This window comes from Dictyobacter aurantiacus (genome assembly GCF_003967515.1).
Classification (GTDB): Bacteria; Chloroflexota; Ktedonobacteria; order Ktedonobacterales; family Ktedonobacteraceae; genus Dictyobacter; species Dictyobacter aurantiacus.
The window spans coordinates 1,547,666-1,570,620 of record NZ_BIFQ01000002.1 but is presented as its reverse complement, the minus strand read 5'-3'; the positions used below and the strand labels follow the sequence as shown (position 1 = coordinate 1,570,620).

Below are 22,955 nucleotides of genomic sequence, written 5' to 3'. Positions count from 1 at the left end.
AAACCATGCAATGCTAATAAGACTGGCATTAGTTTTGAGCCTTTTATTGAATGGATGCCAGTTCCTTTGCTATTGGTAGTTCCCGGAGTCAATGGACGCCGCAAAATTGCGCAAAATATCCATCATTGCCTCCACTAACTGTTCAATCGTCTCATTCTCGTAGAGGTTAGAGCTAAAGTTCCACTGGACATGTAATCTATTCATCGATACAGGAACAAAAATCTGAATAACTCCCATGCGTAGATATTCAGTATCGTAGGTGTGAACTGTCCAAGGGCCTATAATATCACATTGTGCATGCTCTGGATCGCTTTCATATTCTGATGCATAAGTAAACTCAATCTCAGGCATTGGCATCGATCGTAGTGGATCAGCATCCTGCGCATGCCGGAGTGTATGTAATACACTCCACCCGATTCCCTGGTTAGGTATTTGCTTCAGCTGAGATTGGATAGAACGGGCCACTGTAACAATCTGGCGACTTTCACCAATATCTAAAACTATTGGGAATGTGGCTACAAAAAAGCCGATTGTACGCGAGATATCCATATCATCAAAAAGCGGAACACGCCCATGTGTCGTCAGGTTGAAGCGCATCGTTCGTTGCCCAGTCCAAGCTTCTAGTACTAACATTACCGCAGCTAGTAAGATAGCATCAGCTCGTATGCTCATTTTGTTGGAGAATTCTTGCAAGATCTGCGTAGTCTCTTCAACTGTCAATTCTCGGTCCACAAAGACGGTTGTTCCTGCCAAATTAGGTTTATCGTGATGATCACGTGGTAGTGGTACAATATAACGCTCCGATTGTTCTACCCAAAAGCCCAATTCGCGTGCTGCTTTATCCGATTGTGCATAGGTATGAAGCCGTTCTACCCACTGCCTAAATGATGTCACCTTTGGAGGAAATACAACTGTGTCTGCAAGATCTAATTGCTGGTAGGCATCTAGCAAATCGTTGACAATAAGTTGTGTAGATTCGAGGTCTGCTACAAGAACATGAACCATGAAAATGATTTGGCTAGAGCGCATCGATCCTGAGTCATAGTGGAATACCTTGAAAAGTGGGCCTGTTTGCAATTCTGATGGCTCTAAATGAATAGTGTCCAGTTGAGTGGCTATCAACGCATCCAACTCCTCATTAGTTAGAAGCGTTGTATCAACACGTGTATAAATCTTCTCGATCGGTAAAGGGGGAATGATAGCCAATGGATAACGTGATCCAGAGGACGCATATACCATGCGCAGTCCATCGTGATGTTGTACCAACGCAGCAACTGCCCTCGCCAATCGGCCAGAATCCAGAGAAATATGCATTTTGAGAAGAAATGCATGAGTATGTACTTCATGTCTTGTGGCACTAGCCAGGAGGCGCCGTTGTAAATAGATGGCTGGCACGAGGCCTGTAATTTCCTCTTGTTCAGCAATAACGTGGTTTTGATCAATAACCGCTACGAGACGGGCAATCGTAGGGCATTCGAATATTTGCTTAATTGTTATGGTAATACCTAATTTAGCTGCTTTTGCTACAAGGCGAACAACATGCAATGAGTTGCCACCTATCTCGAAAAAATTATCGTTAATACCGACTTTGGTAATTCCTAGCATTTGTTCCCAGATCTGCACTAGTTTTTGCTCAGTCGGAGTTCTTGGGGCCGCATATGGTTTACCTGAACTGTTGCTGCGCGTATCTGGTATTGGCAATGCTTTCCTGTCAAGCTTACCATTATTTGTAAGTGGCAAAAGAGGTAAAGTAACATATGCTGATGGAAGCATATGCTTTGGAAGTTTAGCGCTCAAGTAAGCTGGTAAGTCAATGGTTTTAGATGTGTACTCGGCCGTGATTACGATATATGCTGTCAATCGTTTCTCTCCTGGAGTATCTTCCCGAGCCAGTACCGCACATTCCTGTATTGCAGGATGCAGACGAAGTACTGCCTCAATCTCTCCCAGTTCAACCCGTTGACCTCGTATCTTCACCTGGTGGTCAACTCGACCTATATACGCTATTTCGCCAGTAGCTCGATATTCGACAACGTCTCCTGTCCTGTACAGCCGAGCTCCAGGTTCATTGCTAAAAGGGTGAGGCACAAATCGATCAGCTGTAATATCTGGCCGCTGGAGGTAACCGCGCGTCACTCCTACACCACCAATGTACAGTTCGCCTGGTATACCAACAGGAACTGGCTGCATCCGCTGATCCAGAATATAGACCTGCGTATTTATGATGGGACGCCCAATCAGCGGTTTTCCTTCCCCCACCTCACAGCGCATGACCGTTGACCAGATACTGGCTTCAGTTGGCCCATAGAGATTGAAAAAACGTCGTCCTGCTGCCCATCGCTCAACCAGTTCTGATGAGCAGGCCTCACCAGCTACTGCGATGGTATGCAGTGCTGGCAACGCTTCAACTGTGAGGGTTGAGAGCAACGATGGGGTGAGAATAACCATAGAAATCGCAGTTTGTTGTAGGTACTGCTGAAATCCAGGTCCAGACAACAATACCTCGCGTGATACCAGACAGAGGGTCGCGCCCGCCCCCCAGGCAAGCAGCATCTCAGATGTTGCGGCATCAAAACTGATAGAGGCAGCCTGCAGCACCCGATCCCCCACCTGTAATCCGAATTGTATCGTTTGAGCAAGGGCAACATTCATCGCGCCACGATGAGGAACCATAACGCCCTTGGGAAGACCGGTAGAGCCGGAGGTGTAGATGACATAGGCCAGATGCGCGGGGTGGACGCCGCTCGTGCTCAGATTGGTCGAAGGAGCCTGCGCGATCTGAGACCAATCTGCATCCAGGCAGAGGACCCGTGCCTGATGCATGGGCAATCGGTCTTGCAGGTGCGCTTGCGTCAGCAGGACGTTCACCCCTGTGTTCGTGAGCATGTACTTCAAGCGTTCAGCGGGATAGTCGGGATCAAGAGGGACGTAGGCACCTCCTGCCTTGAGAATGCCAAGCATACCCACGACCATTTCCAGCGACCGCTCGACGCATAAGCCCACCAGCGTATCTGGTGTGACTCCGTAGCCCTGCAAGACATGGGCAAGCTGGTTGGCGCGGGCATTGAGCTCCTCGTAGCTGATCTGGGTATCCTCAAAGAGGACCGCCGGGGCCTGTGGACTTTTCTGAACCTGCTCCTCAAAGAGCTCATGAAGACAGCGATCCTGAGGAAATGGGGCCGCGGTCCGGTTCCACGTCACCAGTTGCAACTGGCGCTCCTGGGCGGTGAGCAAAGACACGCTTACTTTTTGATTTGGCTTGGAAACAATTGTTTCAAGGGCTATTTGGAAATGTTCGAGCAATCGTAGAATGCTTGATGTGTCAAAGAGGTGATTTTGATAACTAAGATGAATGCCAATTTCTTCTCCGGGAGTGATCGTAAGTGTTAGAGGATAATTTGTTTGCTCGATGGAGGCCATGGGTACCAACTCCAAGGTATCTTGTGTCGTACTCACTGTTGCTATGGATGGATAATTCTCAAAAACGAACAAGGATCTAAAAAGCGCTTGATCCTTTGGAATTTCACTCCATTTTTGAATTTTTACGAGAGGGCTAGATTCATATTGTCTATTTTGAATCTGTTGACTTTGAATTGCCTGCAACCAGGATAAGAGTGAAGTGTGAGGGTCAATCTTAACCCGTATCGGCAATGCATTGATAAAGAGTCCAACCATAGACTCAATGCCAGGAAAGGGGAGGGAGCGGCCGGAAACAGTCGCTCCAAATACCACATCGTCATCGCCACTATAGACGGAAAGAAGCAAGGCCCAGGCACCTTGCATAATAGTATTTATCGTTAGCTTATTTTGATGTGCTAGTTGCTGAATAGAAGCAGAAAAAGGAGCTGGTAAGCAAAGAAATTTATGTGCAATAGTACGTGATTGCCCTAATGCCACATGAGTATGCTCGATTGCTAATCTTGTCGGTTGGTTAAAACCCTGTAACGTGTCTCTCCAAAATTGTTCTGCCTTTGTATCCTCCTGCTGCTGTACCCAATCTATATAGTCTTTGTATGGTCTTAGCGAGGGAAGCATTGGTTCTTTTCCTGCACATAAAGCATAATAGGTGATTAACACCTCATCTAGGATAATTGGCACCGACCATCCATCTAACAATATATGATGAAAGTTCCAGAGGAAATAGTGCTTATTAGGAGCCAATTGAACAAGCGTAAAGCGTATAAGTGGAGATTTCTCCAGGTTAAACCCACGTGCTCGTTCGCCAGCACAAAGTTGCTCAAATCGCAGTTCTTGTTCTTCTGATGATGCGGTTTGCCAATCCACTTCAGACCAGGGTAAATTCATCTGTTGACGTACAATTTGGATTGGTATCTCTACCTCTTTCCAGACAAACAGTGTACGCAAAATAGGATGTCGTTGAATGATTGACTGCCACGACTTCTTAAATGCCTCAACATTAAGGGAACCTTGGATGCAATATCGGACTTGCACAAAATAGAGTTCGGGATCGTCAACATATTGAGTTTCAAATAGTATGCCCTCTTGCATTGAAGCAAGTGGATACGCATTCTCAATGGCATTCTGTATCATGTTATTTGTCTCCTTCAGACTCATCAAGATGGGAGAGTAGACTATCTAATAGATTCTGATCCACATCAAAACCCGGAAGGGCGAAGCGAAGCAGTGTTTGAGTATGTTGCACCTCACACCTTCTGAGTAGTTCCCGCAGCACAAACATGTAATTATCGGCTAGTTGCTCGATTGTCAGGTTATGATAGCGATTCGTGCTATAGTTCCAGAAGATGCGAAATTGTTCTTCTTCGATGGTTACGCTAATGTCTAAAAGATATGGACTATGAGCTTTATCGCTTTGGCTCTTCCCTGGTGAATAGTGAGAGAGGGTAAAAAGGTTCTCATGTGATGCTACGTGGAAGTCGCGTCCCATATAATTAAAGCTTATTTCAGCTGGCGGAATTTGGGTTAACTGGGCTGCAATTGTTGCATCAGATGTCAGGTAACGCAAGAGTCCGTAGTGGATGCCTCCATGTGATACGTGCCGCAGTTGAGTTTTCACTGCTTGTACTGTATCAATTAGGTCGCCACTCATTGATCGTTTCAGACGTATTGGAGTAATCGTTGTAAACCATCCCACTGTCCGCGTGAGGTCGACTCCTGAGATAACTTCTTCGCGCCCGTGTCCTTCTAAATCGACGAGCATTTCTTGTTTGCCTGTCCAGCGGGCGTAAGCATCGATCAGTACGGCGAGTAAGACATCATTAATATGAGTAGAACAAACTTTGGGAACTATCTGTAAAAGTGTTTGTGTTTCCTCACTAGTAAGGGTGCGAACAACCGCCATAGTCGAACCTATCAGATTTTCGCCAATGTTCTGATCGACAGGTAGGGGAGTAACTGGCTGTTGCAATTCTTGCACCCAGTATGCAAGTTCGTTGCGTACCTGATTGTTATTGGCATAGGTTTGTAAAGCTCGTGACCACTGTTGGAATGATGTGGTTTTTAAAGGAAGTTGAGCTGGTTGATTATTTTGCAATGCCAGGCAAACTTTAGTGAGATCCTCCAAGAGGATATGCCAAGATACAATATCAATTACTAAATGATGGACGACGATGAGTAATTGCTGAGGACGGTGTACCCCTAACGTAAAGAGAGCACAGCGCATCAATAAACCGGAAGTGAGATCGATACTGCTTTGGATACGCGTGGCTTCTGCTTCTATCGCCACCAGTTGTTGGTCAGCAGAAATATGAGTAAGATCGATCTGTTCAAGTGGAACATGGGAGGGAATGGGCGAAATCATCTGTTTCCACTTCTGCCCATCATATCGATACACCATACGCAGTGCATCATGATGTTTAGCTATGTGTAGAAGAGCTTGTTGAAGTACCTGATTATCGAGTGGCCCACGGATTTCGAATAGATTTGCCTGATTCCAGTGATGCATCTCAACAAACTGCTGCTCAAAGAACCATCGCTGAATTGGCGTTAGAGGCACGTCACCTCGGATTTCGTCCTGATCAGGTTGTATGAATGCTGTCGTTCCAGCGATAGACGCTAACTCAGCAATGGTCTGATATTGAAAAATATGGGTTGGCGTTAAATGTATCCCTTGTTCGCGAGCCTTGGCAACAATCAAAATGCTTAAAATTGAATCGCCGCCTATTTGAAAGAAATTGTCATGGATGCTAACTTTATTGAGATGCAGGACTTGAGACCATATTGCAGCGAGTTGTTTCTCGGTTTGACTCAACGGTTCGACAAAATTTGCTTCATTTTGTGAGCAAGACGGATCTGGTGATGGCAAAGCATTACGATCAAGTTTGCCATTACTTGTGAGTGGAAAGAGGGGGAGTATGACAAATAATGCAGGTAGCATGTACGCGGGAAGTTTGGAGCTTAAGTAGCTACGTAAGTCAGGGTTTGGCTTTATGCATTCTGGAAGAAGCACTACATAAGCTACTAATCGTTTTTCACCTGGAGTATCTTCTCGGGCAAGCACGACACATTCATGCACATTTGGATGCTGACTAAGGATAGCCTCAATCTCTCCTAACTCAATGCGAAATCCTCGTACTTTCACTTGATGATCATCACGGCCCAAGTATTCAATCAACCCATCAGAAGTGTATCGAGCCAGATCCCCTGTGCGGTAGAGCCGCTCTCCAGGAATAGAGCTAAAAGGATGGGGGATAAATTTCTCGGCAGTTGTTTCCGGGCGTTGGAAATATCCTCGTGCGAGTCCAATTCCGCTTAAATAGAGATTTCCCTGAACTCCAATTGGCACTGGTTGCAAATGAGCATCGAGAATGTAGGTGTGCATATTAGCGATCGGTCGACCAATGGGGACTGTCTGCCGAACTTCTTCCCGCTCACACGGCCAGTAAGTTACGTCTATTGATGCTTCAGTTGGACCATACAAGTTATGCAATTCAATATCTGGGAATTTCGCAAAAAAACGTGTTTGGAGATCATAGCCTAGTGCCTCTCCGCTACAAATTACCAGTCGAAGCGCCGAATATCTCCCACTGCTCACCTCTTCAAGGAAGACCTGCAACATAGAAGGAACGAAATGTATAATTGTAATTTGCTGTGCTACTATTGTGTCATGCAAGTAGCCAGGGTCACGATGCCCATTGGGGCGGCCTATTACTAATACTGCTCCATAGAGAAGTGGCCAATACAATTCCCAGACAGAAACATCGAAATTAAACGGTGTCTTTTGTAGTACTCGATCTTTGCTCGTCAGATGGTATGTGTCTTGCATCCACTGCAGTCGATTGCATAACCCACTGTGCTGAACCATAACGCCTTTGGGAAGACCGGTAGAGCCGGAGGTGTAGATGACATAGGCCAGATGCGCGGGGTGGACGCCGCTCGTGCTCAGATTGGTCGAAGGAGCCTGCGCGATCTGAGACCAATCTGCATCCAGGCAGAGGACCCGTGCCTGATGCATGGGCAATCGGTCTTGCAGGTGCGCTTGCGTCAGCAGGACGTTCACCCCTGTGTTCGTGAGCATGTACTTCAAGCGTTCAGCGGGATAGTCGGGATCAAGAGGGACGTAGGCACCTCCTGCCTTGAGAATGCCAAGCATACCCACGACCATTTCCAGCGACCGCTCGACGCATAAGCCCACCAGCGTATCTGGCGTGACTCCGTAGCCCTGCAAGACATGGGCAAGCTGGTTGGCGCGGGCATTGAGCTCCTCGTAGCTGAGCTGGGTATCCTCAAAAAGGACCGCCGGGGCCTGTGGACTTTTCTGAACCTGCTCCTCGAAGAGTTCATGAAGACAGCGATCCTGAGGAAATGGGGCCGCGGTCTGGTTCCACGTCACCAGTTGCAACTGGCGCTCCTGGGCGGTGAGCAAAGACACGCGGAACACCGCTTGGGTGGGATCATCGACCAACTGAGCAAGCAGATGAAGATAATGTGTCACCAGACGCGCAATCGTTTCTTCTCGAAAGAGATCGGTATTATATTCGATCTCGCCCTCTATCCTGCCCTCGATCTCTACCAGGTCCATGGTCAGGTCAAACTGAGCCACCCGACTCACCAGAGGTTGGATTTCACAGGTGAGTGCTGGGAAGCTCAAGGTGAGTGCTGGGGTGTTCTGCAAGCTAAACATGACCTGAAAGATGGGAGAATGGCTCAACGTGCGTTCTGGTTGCAGGGCTTGCACCACTTGTTCAAAGGGAACGTCTTGATGGGCATAGGCTTGCAGAGCCACTTCTCGTACCTGCTGCAGCAGGTGTGCGAAACTGGGATTTGCCGCCAAGGAGACGCGCAAGGCCAGAGTATTGACCAGGAAGCCAAGCATTTCCTCCAACTCGACTCGGGTGCGTCCGGCAATGGGAGTGCCCACGACCAGGTCCATTTGCCCACTGTAGCGAGCCAGGAGAACCTGGTAGACGGCAAGCAAGATCATGTAGGTGGTGACGTGTTCACGATGACTGAGGGTTCGCACCTTTTGGACCTGATCGGTTGAGATAGTAAACGGGTAGCGGGTTCCCACAAAGGTTTGCTGACCGGGGCGAGGGAAATCGGTTGGTAGGTCAAGAAGTGCAGGTGCCCCGGCCAACTGCTCTTTCCAATAGGTCAGCTGCTGGGCAAACTCGGTGGTTTGTTGGCGTTGCCAGACGGCATAATCGGCATAGTGGAGCTTAACGGGAGAAAGGGGAGAGGGAAGGCCTGCATGGAAGGCTGTGTACAAGGCGCTCAGTTCACGGAGGAAGACCTCCTGAGACCATCCATCGCTAATGCTGTGGTGCCAGGTAAACATTAGAATATGTTCCTGAGGAGATAAACGCAGGAGGAGATGTCTCAGAAGGGGTCCTTGTGCGAGATTGAACGGCTGCTCGATTTCCTGAGTGAGGAACGCATGGACATGCTCCTCGCGTAGTGCATCTACGATGGTGGTCAGATCCTGTATGCGCAGGGAAACTGGCTGTTGAGGGCTAATGAACTGGACTGGCTGGCCATCTTGCATGCGCAGCGTGGTGCGCAAGATGGCGTGGCGGGCAACCAGTTCAGTGAGACTGTGTTCGAGTGCGACGAGGTCAAGGGCGCCTTGCAGGCGGATGCCAAGTGGCATATGATAGGCGATGTTCTTCTCGTCCAGGTGGTCCAAGAACCATAGTCGCTCTTGCCCAAAGGAAAGTGGAGGTGGAGTGACATATTCTTCTGACTTTATCTCTGACAATTCTTTCGTTGTTTGGCTCAGTATCACATCGATATATTGTGCTAGATCTGTTAATCTCGGTTTATCATAGATCACGCGGAGAGGAAGCTCGACATTAAATTGTTCTCGTATGCGAACGATAGCCTGCATGGCTAACAATGAATGACCACCAATTCGAAAAAAGTTGTTGGTTGCACTAATATGATCATTATGCAGAACTTGTTGCCAGATATCGGCAATTATTTGCTCTGTTCCAGGTTTCGGTGCAACATAAGCAGTGGCATCAGCAATCTGCACTGGTAATGCCTGGTGGTCAATTTTTCCAGACGCTAAGCGAGGTAATGCTTCCATCTGTACAAGATGAATACTTGCGAGTAAACTGGCAGAAAGATATCCTTCAAGATATTGGAAAAGTGTTTCGCGAATGTCACCAAATTTTTCATTCGAAACCATATACCATGCAATAATAGAAGTTTCGCCATATTTGTTGGCATGTGGCAAAACGACTACTTCAGCGACGGCAACATACTTGCTGATAAGAGTTTCAATTTCACTCAGTTCTGTTCGCAAGCCACGCACTTTGATTTGCGTGTCGCGGCGCCCTAAAAATTCGAGCATACCATCAGCCTGATATCTAACAATGTCTCCTGTGCGATACATTCTAGCTCCTGCTTCAGAGCTGAATGGATCGGGAAGAAATAGATCTGCTGTTATCTCGGGAAGATTCAAGTAGCCACGGGCTACCCCGATCCCTCCCAGATAAAGTTCTCCAGATGTTCCTATTGGAACAGGCTTCATCATACTGTCAAGCACATATGCGCGCATATTGGCAATAGGTTTTCCGATAGGAACAAGCGTATCATCCTGGTAGATCAAATGTGTTTTTTGCTCAGAAGAATAGAGTATCGAGGTAATTGTTGCCTCTGTTGGACCATATGCGTTACACCAGATAATCTGGCTTTCGGTTAGCGCTTCCCAAATTGCGACCTTTGTTGCTAATACTCGTTCACTGCCCGTGGCAACCAGACGTAATGTCTTGGGGACACTTACCATACCTGCTTGAAGCCATGTAACCCATTCATGCCAGTAGGAAGCGGAAAGGTCCAGGATAGATACTTGATGCGTATCTAAAAAGGCAGTTAACTGCTCGGGTGAAGGAGCAAACTGTTCATTCCAAATTGCAACTGCACCACCACTGATCATTATGGGAATGATTTCTTCTAGCGCAAGATCATGGATTAATGATGTAAAATGCATTACACGATCTTGCTTATTCAAATGAAGCCGATCACGCATTGCCATTGCATGATTGAGAAAAGCATTGCGCGAAATAACAACACCTTTAGGCCGTCCAGTTGAACCTGAAGTATAAATAATATATGCAGCAATATTTCCCTCGTAAGGCGTACTTGGATTAATAGCTTCGGCATATGTTAATTCAGCGATAATCTCTGGGTAATCAATGACTGGTATATGGTCAATTGAAACGAGCACATTCTGACGATCCATCAGAACAAGACAGTCAAGAGCAGCGTCTTGGATAATAAACTTGAGTCTTTCTGGTGGTGCCATCGGATCTAGTGGTACAAAGGTTCCGCCTGCACCATATACAGCTAAGATGGTAGTAACAGTTTCTGACGAGCGACCCATCATAATGCCAACGCGTTTCTCCGGCCCTATACCATATCGAGTTTGTAGAATTTTCGCAAATGAGCGGGATTGAAGATCTAGTGTCGCATAATTTGTTACTTCCTTATCAAGAATGACCGCGGGCGCTTCTGGCTGTGTGTGTGCATGCTTGTGCACGCGTGCAGTAATTGATAGGTCCAGGTCATAAGTGACTGATGTTTGATTCCATCCATGGATCTGACGTTCATACTCATCTGGAGCGGTGGTCATAATCTCTTGCAGTTGCTTGTGCGAATTGTAAGCTAGAACGGTTATTAGATGACGTAAGTGCTTGCTGAGTTGCTGCGCCCGAGTTGTCGAAATATTTCCCTGGTCAAAGCTAATAAAAAGGCTCAATTCTGGTCCTGGTTCCACAATCAATTCGAGTGGATATGTTGTCTTCTCAAATACATGGACTCTCTTCCAACACAAACTTTCTGAGGAAGACTGTTTTGTTGCGAGGAAGGGATAGTTTTCAAACACTACTGCACTACTAAATAGTGGTACTTCACGTGGAATATGGCTCCAACCATGGATGTCAACTAGTGAGCAAAACTCATACTGGCGAGCTTCTACATGAGCATTTTGTATATCGGTGAGCCAGTCAGATACTCGCATATTTGGTATAAGACGTAGGCGTAGTGGTAATGCATTAATAAAAAGGCCAATCATTGACTCAGAGCCATCAAGCATAGGAGAGCGCCCGGAGACGATTGTTCCAAAGACGACATCAGTTTCACTATTTTGAGTAGCCAGAAGCATTCCCCAAGCAGCCTGAACTAAAGTGTTGAGTGTGACACCCATTTGACTTGCCTGGTGATGTAGCATTTTCGTTTCAACAGCATTGAAACTGACTGCTTGTTGCCCAAATGTACCTGCTAGCTCCGCATTTACTGCATGATCCGAGAGAGGTAATGTAGGGTGATGTACATCTTTGAGATAGTTCTGCCAAAAGTGTGCAGCGATTTCGTGATCCTGCTGATGTAGCCAGTGGATGTAGTGACGATATGGGCGTCGTGCGGGAGCAAGCGGGTGTTGCCCCTTCTTTAGAGAAGAATATGTTTCCTCGATTTCATGCATCAAAAGCGCATTAGACCATCCATCAATAAGCAAATGATGATTTGACAAAATAAAATAATATGACCGCGGGGCACAAGAAATCAAGGTCAGGCGAAAAGCGGGCTCCTCCGTGAGGGCAAATCCTCTTTTGCGATCTTCTATTAACCACGTCTCCATATGCTTTTGGTATTCGTTAGGTGAAAGGTTACTCCAATTAAGTTGAGTCCACGGAAGAGGAAAGGCGCTACAGACAACTTGTACAGGTTTTTCTATCTCTTCCCAATGAAATATGGTGCGAAAAATGGGGTAACGTGCAATAACAATCTCCCACGCCTTGCGAAATATGGTTTCATTAAAATGACCAGTGATGTGATAAACAGCTTGTACAAAGTATGCAGATGATTCCGGTGACAATGCCGTGTGAAAGAGGAGTCCCTGTTGCATTGGCGACAATTCATAAATATCTTCAATAGCATTGATGCTCATACTACTATATCCCTCCCTTTACTCTGACTTCTAAAATTATCTGGGTTTTTTGAGGCGATTGACCAAACGATCAAGTTGTTTTTGATCAAGACCAGCATCTGGAAAATCAGTCGCAGTAAGGCCCTGAGTATGCGCTGTCGGATATACAGCAATGATTTGTCGTAGCGCTGTAATGTAGCTATTGGCAAAGTCATCAATGTGCATGCGTTCCTCTAAATTAGAGTGATAGAACAAATCAATGGTGAATTGGCTGCGGTTGATCTGACAATAAATATTGATTAGATACGCACCTCCCGTCTGTAGACACAAGGATTGGTGGTGAGACTGTTCTATTGAGAAAAAATGCCCTCTTTTGCTGCTAGCCTCTTGCTTACCGGTGCTATCAATGAAGCTGAACCTGATGGGCGCCTGGGGAATACTATTCAGCCGCGCCTGAATATTTTTATCTGGATGAAGGTACTTTAGCAACGTGTATGCCTGTCCATGCTGAGTTGCAACCCTGACTTGCTCTTTCACAGAACGCACGACCGCGACAATGTCGGTGCGAGGAGGGAGTGCTAAATCGATTAGTACCGGAAATAGTACTGTACACCATCCAATTGTGCGTGCAAGATTTTGTCCGTCTAGATTGCGCCCCTGATGTTCAAAGTCAAACAAAATTTGTGAAGTACCAATCCATTCTGTGTACGCTTTGCTGAGTGCAGCCAATAATATCTCATTAATGTGAGCGTGATAGGCGGATGGAACAACCTCCACTAATGCTCTGGTCTCTTCTAGCGAGAGATGTAGGCGTTTTGATACAACTGTCGTGTCTAGGTTATATGCTAGCATTGGTGGATCAACAAATGGCAAAGATTTGACCATGCGTTTAGCTTGATCTTCCCAATAAGAAATAGCTCGTAGTGTTTCTGGTTCTCTTGCTTTGTGTACTAATATTTCTGCTAATTGTTGCATTTGAAGCGTGGGTGATGGCAAAAGTGGGATTTCACCGCTTACCAACTGTTCATATGCAAAGACTAGATCAGCTAGGAGAATTTGCCATGAAACGGCATCAATGACTAGCTGATGTATCATCAAAACCAGATATCCATCTTTCATTGATGGGGTAGTAATAACAACGGCCCTGAGGAGATGGCCCTGCTCAAGATTGAAAGATGCGTGAGAACTATAGGCGATGTTGCTTACAATCTCTGATATCCTATACGCATCTGACTCATCAATGATTTCTTCTTCCCAAAAGGCCTCTATTGAAATTGTTGCTTGTGTACTTGCTTCCCATTGATTACCGTTATGAATAAAACGGGTTCTCAGCGCATCATGGTGATTAAGTAGTACTTCTATAGATTGTCTTAATGCGTTCAGATTGACATCGCCAAGTAAATGTAGCGTAGATGATTGGTAGTGATGAGGGAGATCTGAGAACTGTTGCTCAAAAAACCAGTGTTGAATTGGCATCAAGCGAGTTGGTCTTATGATTCTGCTGGTTTCAACATCTTGTTGCAATGGCTGCACAGCACGAGCCAGTTGGGCAATCGTTTGATGTTGAAAAATTTGTTTGGAAGTGATTGTGAGCCCCTTTTGTCGAGCTTGTACGATCACGGATATACTTTTTATTGAATCTCCACCTAATGCAAAGAAATTATCGTGAATACCGATGGTGGTTCGCTCCAAAACAGTTTCCCAAACTGTTACTAAAAGCGCCTCGATATCGGTGTGAGCAGCTTCATAAGCAGTAGTTATGTCTTCAATCGCATGAATTGGAAGTGCTTTACGATCGAGTTTACCGTTGCTTGTAAGTGGTAAGGCTGGAAGAGGTACGAATGCAGCCGGAAGCATATGTGGTGGGAGTTTGCTATTGAGATAACTGCGCAGATCAGAAGGCGAGACAATATGTTCGGAATTGAGCGTCACGTATGCCACTAATTGTTTCTCACCTGAAATCCCCTCCCTCAGAACTGCAACACTATCTTTAATAGCCGAATGTTCATTCAAGGCGGCTTCAATTTCACCTAGTTCGATACGGTGGCCTCGCAGCTTCACCTGTTGATCGTTTCGGCCCAGGATTTCAATTGCCCCATCAGAGCAATATCGCGCCAGATCACCAGTCCGATAGAGTCGTGTCCCTGAACTCTTACTAAATGGGTTGGGAAGAAATTTCTCTGCTGTGATATCTGGGCGATACAGATAGCCCCGTGCTAGCCCCGCTCCTCCAATGTACAGTTCTCCAGTAACCCCTACAGGCACCGGCTGCATCCTTTGATCAAGAATGTATATCTGGGTGTTAGCTATAGGATACCCGATAGTAATATGGCTCACTTCGGGTGAAATATGACAACTACACGACCAGATAGTAGTCTCAGTCGGACCATATACATTCCAAAGGAGTTTCACCCGCATTTTTAATTCATCTGCGAGATTTTTTGGTAATGTCTCACCGCCACAGAGAGCCACCAAATCAGGATTCCCATCCCACCCATTTGCTAGCAGTAGTTTCCATGTTACTGGCGTTGCCTGCATAACGGTAGCCTGAGTTCGTGAGATAATTCTGGCAAGCGCCTGGCTATCTCTCGCCGTCTCTTGATTTGCAAGAGCAATACGTGCACCTGAGATCAACGGAAGAAAAATTTCAAGCCCTGCAATATCAAATGTAATGGTCGTGAGTGCTATAAAAGTATCTTTTATTGAAAGAGGAAGAATTTGGGCAAAAGATAGCAACAGATTAACAAGCTCACGATGCTGAACCATAACGCCTTTGGGAAGACCGGTAGAGCCGGAGGTGTAGATGACATAGGCCAGATGCGCGGGGTGGACGCCGCTCGTGCTCAGATTGGTCGAAGGAGCCTGCGCGATCTGAGACCAATCTGCATCCAGGCAGAGGACCCGTGCCTGATGCATGGGCAATCGGTCTTGCAGGTGCGCTTGCGTCAGCAGGACATTCACCCCTGTGTTCGTGAGCATGTACCTCAAGCGTTCAGCGGGATAGTCGGGATCAAGAGGGACGTAGGCACCTCCTGCCTTGAGAATGCCAAGCATACCCACGACCATTTCCAGCGACCGCTCGACGCATAAACCCACCAGCGTATCTGGCGTGACTCCGTAGCCCTGCAAGACATGGGCAAGCTGGTTGGCGCGGGCATTGAGCTCCTCGTAGCTGAGCTGGGTATCCTCAAAAAGGACCGCCGGGGCCTGTGGACTTTTCTGAACCTGCTCCTCGAAGAGCGCATGAAGACAGCGATCCTGAGGAAATGGGGCCGCGGTCTGGTTCCACGTCACCAGTTGCAACTGGCGCTCCTGGGCGGTGAGCAAAGACACGCGGAACACCGCTTGGGTGGGATCATCGACCAACTGAGCAAGCAGATGAAGATAATGTGTCACCAGACGCGCAATCGTTTCTTCTCGAAAGAGATCGGTATTATATTCGATCTCGCCCTCTATCCTGCCCTCGATCTCTACCAGGTCCATGGTCAGGTCAAACTGAGCCACCCGACTCACCAGAGGTTGGATTTCACAGGTGAGTGCTGGGAAGCTCAAGGTGAGTGCTGGGGTGTTCTGCAAGCTAAACATGACCTGAAAGATGGGAGAATGGCTCAACGTGCGTTCTGGTTGCAGGGCTTGCACCACTTGTTCAAAGGGAACGTCTTGATGGGCATAGGCTTGCAGGGCCACTTCTCGTACCTGCTGCAGCAGGTGTGCGAAACTGGGATTTGCCGCCAAGGAGACGCGCAAGGCCAGAGTATTGACCAGGAAGCCAAGCATTTCCTCCAACTCAACTCGGGTGCGTCCGGCAATGGGAGTGCCCACGACCAGGTCCGTTTGCCCACTGTAGCGAGCCAGGAGAACCTGGTAGACGGCAAGCAAGATCATGTAGGTGGTGACGTGTTCACGATGACTGAGGGTTCGCACCTTTTGGACCTGATCGGTTGAGATAGTAAACGGGTAGCGGGTTCCCACAAAGGTTTGCTGACTGGGGCGAGGGAAATCGGTTGGTAGGTCAAGGAGTGCAGGTGCCCCGGCCAACTGCTCTTTCCAATAGGTCAGCTGCTGGGCAAACTCGGTGGTTTGTTGGCGTTGCCAGACGGCATAATCGGCATAGTGTAACGTCACGGGAGAAAGGGGAGAGGGAAGGCCTGCATGGAAGGCTGTGTACAAGGTGCTCAGTTCACGGAGAAAGACCTCCCGAGACCATCCATCGCTAATGCTGTGGTGCCAGGTAAACACCAGAATATGTTCCTGAGGAGATAAACGCAGGAGGAGATGTCTCAGAAGGGGTCCTTGTGCGAGATTGAACGGCTGCTCGATTTCCTGAGTGAGGAACGCATGGGCATGCTCCTCGCGTAGTGCATCTACGATGGTGGTCAGATCCTGTATGCGCAGGGAAACTGGCTGTTGAGGGCTAATGAACTGGACTGGCTGGCCATCTTGCATGCGCAGCGTGGTGCGCAAGATGGCGTGGCGGGCAACCAGTTCAGTGAGACTGTGTTCGAGTGCGACGAGGTCAAGGGCGCCTTGCAGGCGGATGCCAAGTGGCATATGATAGGCGATGTTCTTCTCGTCCAGGTGGTCCAAGAACCATAGTCGCTCTTGCCCAAAGGAAAGTGGAGGTGGAGGCTCCTGTTCTTTGCGTGCTTGAATTGTAGGAAGGGAGTCAAAGGTCAACCGCATCTTCTCGTCCAGATGATGTGCTAATTCAGCAAGTACTGGTGCATTAAAGACGAGTCGCAACGGAATTTCGACGTGGAAGGTTTGTCGTATTTGTGCAACGAGGTGGGTAGCAAGTAAGGAATGGCCGCCAATTTCAAAGAAATTATCAGTAGTATTGATATGTTCATGTTTGAGGGTACTTTGCCAAATTGTGATAAGAAGCTCTTCGGTAGGAGTGAAGGGCGTATGCAATATATCAGCAGCGTTTCTGGCCGTGATCTCTGGAGGGGGTAATTCCTGCCTATTGATTTTTCCATTTGAGGTGAGAGGCAGAGTGGGTAGCGTGACAAAAAATGTTGGCAGCATGTAAGAGGCTAGCTTGGTACTCAGGTAGTTACGTAGATCAAGTTGTGTTCTCTCTTGCGTGGGAATGAAGATCACATACGCTACTAAATGTTTTTCACCTGGGATATCTTCACGAAGTAGTACGACACATTCCTGTATTGCAGGATGCAGACGAAGTACTGCCTCAATCTCTCCCAGTTCAACCCGTTGACCTCGTATCTTCACCTGATGGTCAACTCGACCTATATACTCTATTTCGCCAGTAGCTCGATATTTGACAACGTCTCCTGTCCTGTACAGCCGAACTCCAGGTTCATTGCTAAAAGGGTGAGGCACAAATCGATCAGCTGTAATATCTGGCCGCTGGAGGTAACCGCGCGTCACTCCTACACCACCAATGTACAGTTCGCCTGGTATACCAACAGGAACTGGCTGCATCCGCTGATCCAGAATATAGACCTGCGTATTTATGATGGGACGCCCAATCAGCGGTTTTCCTTCCCCCACCTCACAGCGCATGACCGTTGACCAGATACTGGCTTCGGTTGGCCCATAGAGATTGAAAAAACGTCGTCCTGCTGCCCATCGCTCAACCAGTTCTGATGAGCAGGCCTCACCAGCTACTGCGATGGTATGCAGTGCTGGCAACGCTTCAACTGTGAGGGTTGAGAGCAACGATGGGGTGAGAATAACCATAGAAATCGCAGTTTGTTGTAGGTACTGTTGAAATCCAGGTCCAGACAACAATACCTCGCGTGATACCAGACAGAGGGTCGCGCCCGCCCCCCAGGCAAGCAGCATCTCAGATGTTGCGGCATCAAAACTGATAGAGGCAGCCTGCAGCACCCGATCCCCCACCTGTAATCCGAATTGTATTGTTTGAGCAAGAGCAACATTCATCACGCCATGATGAGGAACCATAACGCCTTTGGGAAGACCGGTAGAGCCGGAGGTGTAGATGACATAGGCCAGATGCGCGGGGTGGACGCCGCTCGTGCTCAGATTGGTCGAAGGAGCCTGCGCGATCTGAGACCAATCTGCATCCAGGCAGAGGACCCGTGCCTGATGCATGGGCAATCGGTCTTGCAGGTGCGCTTGCGTCAGCAGGACGTTCACCCCTGTGTTCGTGAGCATGTACCTCAAGCGTTCAGCGGGATAGTCGGGATCAAGAGGGACGTAGGCACCTCCTGCCTTGAGAATGCCAAGCATACCCACGACCATTTCCAGCGACCGCTCGACGCATAAGCCCACCAGCGTATCTGGCGTGACTCCGTAGCCCTGCAAGACATGGGCAAGCTGGTTGGCGCGGGCATTGAGCTCCTCGTAGCTGAGCTGGGTATCCTCAAAGAGGACCGCCGGGGCCTGTGGACTTTTCTGAACCTGCTCCTCGAAGAGCTCATGAAGACAGCGATCCTGAGGAAATGGGGCCGCGGTCTGGTTCCACGTCACCAGTTGCAACTGGCGCTCCTGGGCGGTGAGCAAAGACACGCGGAACACCGCTTGGGTGGGATCATCGACCAACTGAGCAAGCAGATGAAGATAATGTGTCACCAGACGCGCAATCGTTTCTTCTCGAAAGAGATCGGTATTATATTCGATCTCGCCCTCTATCCTGCCTTCGATCTCTACCAGGTCCATGGTCAGGTCAAACTGAGCCACCCGACTCACCAGAGGTTGGATTTCACAGGTGAGTGCTGGGAAGCTCAAGGTGAGTGCTGGGGTGTTCTGCAAGCTAAACATGACCTGAAAGATGGGAGAATGGCTCAACGTGCGTTCTGGTTGCAGGGCTTGCACCACTTGTTCAAAGGGAACGTCTTGATGGGCATAGGCTTGCAGAGCCACTTCTCGTACCTGCTGCAGCAGGTGTGCGAAACTGGGATTTGCCGCCAAGGAAACGCGCAAGGCCAGAGTATTGACCAGGAAGCCAAGCATTTCCTCCAACTCGACTCGGGTGCGTCCGGCAATGGGAGTGCCCACGACCAGGTCCGTTTGCCCACTGTAGCGAGCCAGGAGAACCTGGTAGACAGCAAGCAAGATCATGTAGGTGGTGACGTGTTCATGATGACTGAGGGTTCGCACCTTTTGGACCTGATCGGTTGAGATAGTAAACGGGTAGCGGGTTCCCACAAAGGTTTGCTGACTGGGGCGAGGGAAATCGGTTGGTAGGTCAAGGAGTGCAGGTGCCCCGGCCAACTGCTCTTTCCAATAGGTCAGCTGCTGGGCAAACTCGGTGGTTTGTTGGCGTTGCCAGACGGCATAATCGGCATAGTGTAACGTCACGGGAGAAAGGGGAGAGGGAAGGCCTGCATGGAAGGCTGTGTACAAGGTGCTCAGTTCACGGAGGAAGACCTCCTGAGACCATCCATCGAACACAATATGATGAATGGTTACAAGCAAAATATGTTCTTCTGTTTGTCTTCGTAGAAGGTTGGCTTTTATAAGTGGACCCTTTGATAAATCAAAAGATAGATGAGTTATACCTTCGGTGATTTGAAGGAAACGATCGTCCTGTTCAGCTTGAGTCGATCCTTGTATTTCAATTATGGGCAAGTCTACTGGAAATTCCGGAACGACAACTTGTTGAAGATGGCCTTCGTGCTGTATAAAGACTGTATGGAGTACTTTGTGACGATGTATGAGTTCCTGCAATGCCTGCTTAAGGCATTTTATCCGGATTTTTCCTTTTAATTTGAGTTGAAACGAAATGTTATAGAAGGCGCTATTTTGTTCTAATTGATTTAAAAACCATAAACCATGTTGCAGAGGTGAGGGTGGGAACGTTGTGGTCGTATCTGGTTGCTGGACAATATGGGATGGGGATATACTATCATGTTGTTCCTGTTGCTTGAGGAACAGATTTTCTAAATTATCACAGAATGCACCAAATATAGGATATTCAAATACCATACGGAGCGGAACTGCGATTCCCAATCTTTCACGCAATCGCGAGATAACTTGAACACCGAGCAAAGAATGGCCGCCCAACTCTAAGAAATGATCATGTAATCCGATATTAGTGGCTCCTATGACCTCAGACCAAATGTGGGCTAAGTGTTTCTCGATAGAGGTACGAGGAGCAACATAAGCCTTTTCCTTTCCTTCATATTTTGAGATAGGGGTGGGTAATTGTTTGCGATCTACTTTGCCGCTTGGAGTCAGTGGTAATTCTTTTATTATTTCAAAGAAACTGGGAATCATATATTCCGGAAGCTGGGTTTGTAAATAGGCTCGCAATTCAGAAATTGCGAGACTCTTGTTCTCTTTTGTTGTTAAATATGCAACTAATCGTTTATCCCCTGGATTATCCTCCCGTACCACCACTGCCGTATATCCTACCAGCGGGTGCTGCCCAAGAACCGTCTCAATCTCACCAAGTTCGATACGGAATCCGCGTAGCTTCACTTGATGATCAATGCGGCCTAGATATTCAATATTTCCATTATGCCGATAACGAGCTAAATCACCAGTGCGGTAAAGCCGTTCGGTTTGTCCCTGGATAAAAGTATGATTGATAAACTTTTCCGCAGTAAGATCTGGCTGATTAAGGTATCCCCTTGCTAATTGTGTCCCCCCTATGTATATCTCACCAACTACCCCAACAGGCACAGGTTGTTGATTGTCATCAAGGATATATATGCGCGTATTTGCAACAGGACGACCGATCGGTGGTAACAAAGGCCATTCTTCTGAAGAACCATCTAGCAGAAATGCAGTGACAACGTGACTTTCTGTTGGTCCGTATTGATTGTAGAGTTTGCATCCGGGAACACCCTGTAGAAGGTGAGTAATTGCTGCCGTTAATTGGAGTTGCTCACCTGCTGTCATAATCTCAAATAGTGAAGTGGGAAATATTCCAGTAAGATCTGCTATTTGTGCGAATTGTTGCAAGGCCACAAATGGTAAAAAAAGTCTATTTATCTGGTATTCTTTCATGAATAGCAGAAGGCTACTGCTATCTTTTCGTAATTCTTCTGAAATAAGAACAAGGTTTCCACCTGAGCACCAACACGAAAAAATTTCTTGAAATGAAACATCAAAGCTCAGAGAGGTGAATTGAAGTGTTTTGTCATTAATACCTGCAGATGATGTTTCTACCTGCCACAAAATTAAATTGACGAGAGCGGCATGCTTCATAGCCACTCCTTTGGGTTTTCCTGTGGAGCCAGAGGTATAGATGATATATGCAAGATGATCTGATGTTGTAAGATTCGAAGGATTTTCCTCTTCTGCTTGAGCAAAAAGATTCCAATCCGTATCTAAGCAGAGCACTGTCCCCTCATAGCGAGGTAGCGTTGAAAGTAAGTGCCCTTGAGTGAGTATGACCGGCGCCTTTGCATCTTCAAGCATAAAAGAAATCCTCTCAAGAGGATAATTGGGATCTAGAGGTATGTAAACGCCTCCTGCTTTTAGTACTCCTAGGAGACCTATGACCATTTCAAGTGATCGTTCTATATAAATTCCAACTGGAACATCCGGCTCAATTCCACATTGCTTTAGATAATGAGCAACTTTATTTGCTTGTTTGTTCAGTTCCTGATATGTTAGTTGTTTTCCCTCAAATAGAACGGCTGGCGCTTGTGGAGTGCGCCCAACCTGCTCCTCAAATAGGTGATGGATACAAACAGTAGCAGGATACGCTCGCTGCGTCTTGTTCCATTCGATGAGAATCTGTTGCTGTTCTTGTGCCGTTAGGAAGGTGAGAGTACCGATGGATTGGTCGGGATGATAAAGCGCGTCCTTTAATACTACCTGCCAGTGTTTCATCATCCGCTCGATACTTGCAGGTTCAAAGAGATCTGTATTGTAATAAATTTGTACCTGTAAGTCGTTGTTCGTTTCTTGTACATCTAGGAGCAAATCACACCCTATAATTGGATGATTTACTTCTAGTTGTTGAGTTGTAGAACCTGATAGAGATAGAATTTCCTGAGTAGCAGTCGATCGCAAGACAAACATGGTCTGAAAAAGCGGGTGATAGTTTCTGTTGTGTGCTAACTGTAATTTTTTAAGAAGACTTTTGAATGGTAATTCTTGATGTGCAAAAGCTTCTAACGTACACTTACTTACTTGCTGGACCAACTTGCGAAACGTGAGAGTACTATCAACTCGAGTACGTAGGGCCAATGTATTTATCGCCTCACCAATCACATCCTCTCCATTGCTTCGAGGTTGCTTATCTGCTAAGGTACCTACGACTATATCTTCTTGCCTGCTATACCGGTGTAAGATTATCAAAAAAGAGGAAAACAATGTCGCAAAAAGCGTTACACGATCTTCCAGACTAAATTGTCGAGCTTTCTTTTGCAATTCTGGAAGGAGTTGAAAATGCTGCTTGCTTCTTTTAAATCCTGGGGATAAGGGACGAGGATAGTCAATTGGTAACTCCAATAAGGAAGGAGCATCAGCAAGCTGATCGCGCCAGTAGCTCATCTGACGTTCAAGCTCTGCAGCAAATAGTTTTCTATTTTCATCAGGAATCACGTCATCTCTATTCGGTAGAAGCTCTTCCATTTTTGTCTCCCAATAACTATATCAATTTGAATGAAAAACGTGTCTTACTTTCCTCGTGTTGGCGAACGTGAGCGCCCCTGCACGAGCACAG

Annotated in this window: 3 protein-coding genes; all 3 read right to left on the bottom strand. The window is 47.3% G+C overall.

Annotated elements, in window-relative coordinates:
• Nucleotides 1-69: 69 nt before the first annotated feature.
• Genes KTT_RS31085 through KTT_RS31075 form a run of 3 tightly spaced genes read right to left on the bottom strand, consistent with a single transcriptional unit; the run spans nt 70 to nt 22,864 of the window.
• On the bottom strand, nt 70-4,551 hold the full coding sequence (locus KTT_RS31085) for a non-ribosomal peptide synthetase (protein WP_160146255.1): 4,482 nt from the start codon (nt 4,549-4,551) through the stop codon (nt 70-72).
• 1 nt (nt 4,552) lies between these two features.
• Nucleotides 4,553-12,367 carry a non-ribosomal peptide synthetase gene (locus tag KTT_RS31080; RefSeq protein ID WP_126601553.1) on the bottom strand — a complete coding sequence of 2,605 codons (7,815 nt, stop codon included), beginning with the start codon at nt 12,365-12,367 and terminating at the stop codon, nt 4,553-4,555.
• Nucleotides 12,368-12,403: 36 nt separating this feature from the next.
• Complete coding sequence (locus KTT_RS31075; RefSeq protein ID WP_126601552.1) at nt 12,404-22,864, bottom strand: non-ribosomal peptide synthetase; 10,461 nt, start codon at nt 22,862-22,864, stop codon at nt 12,404-12,406.
• Nucleotides 22,865-22,955 lie beyond the last annotated feature (91 nt).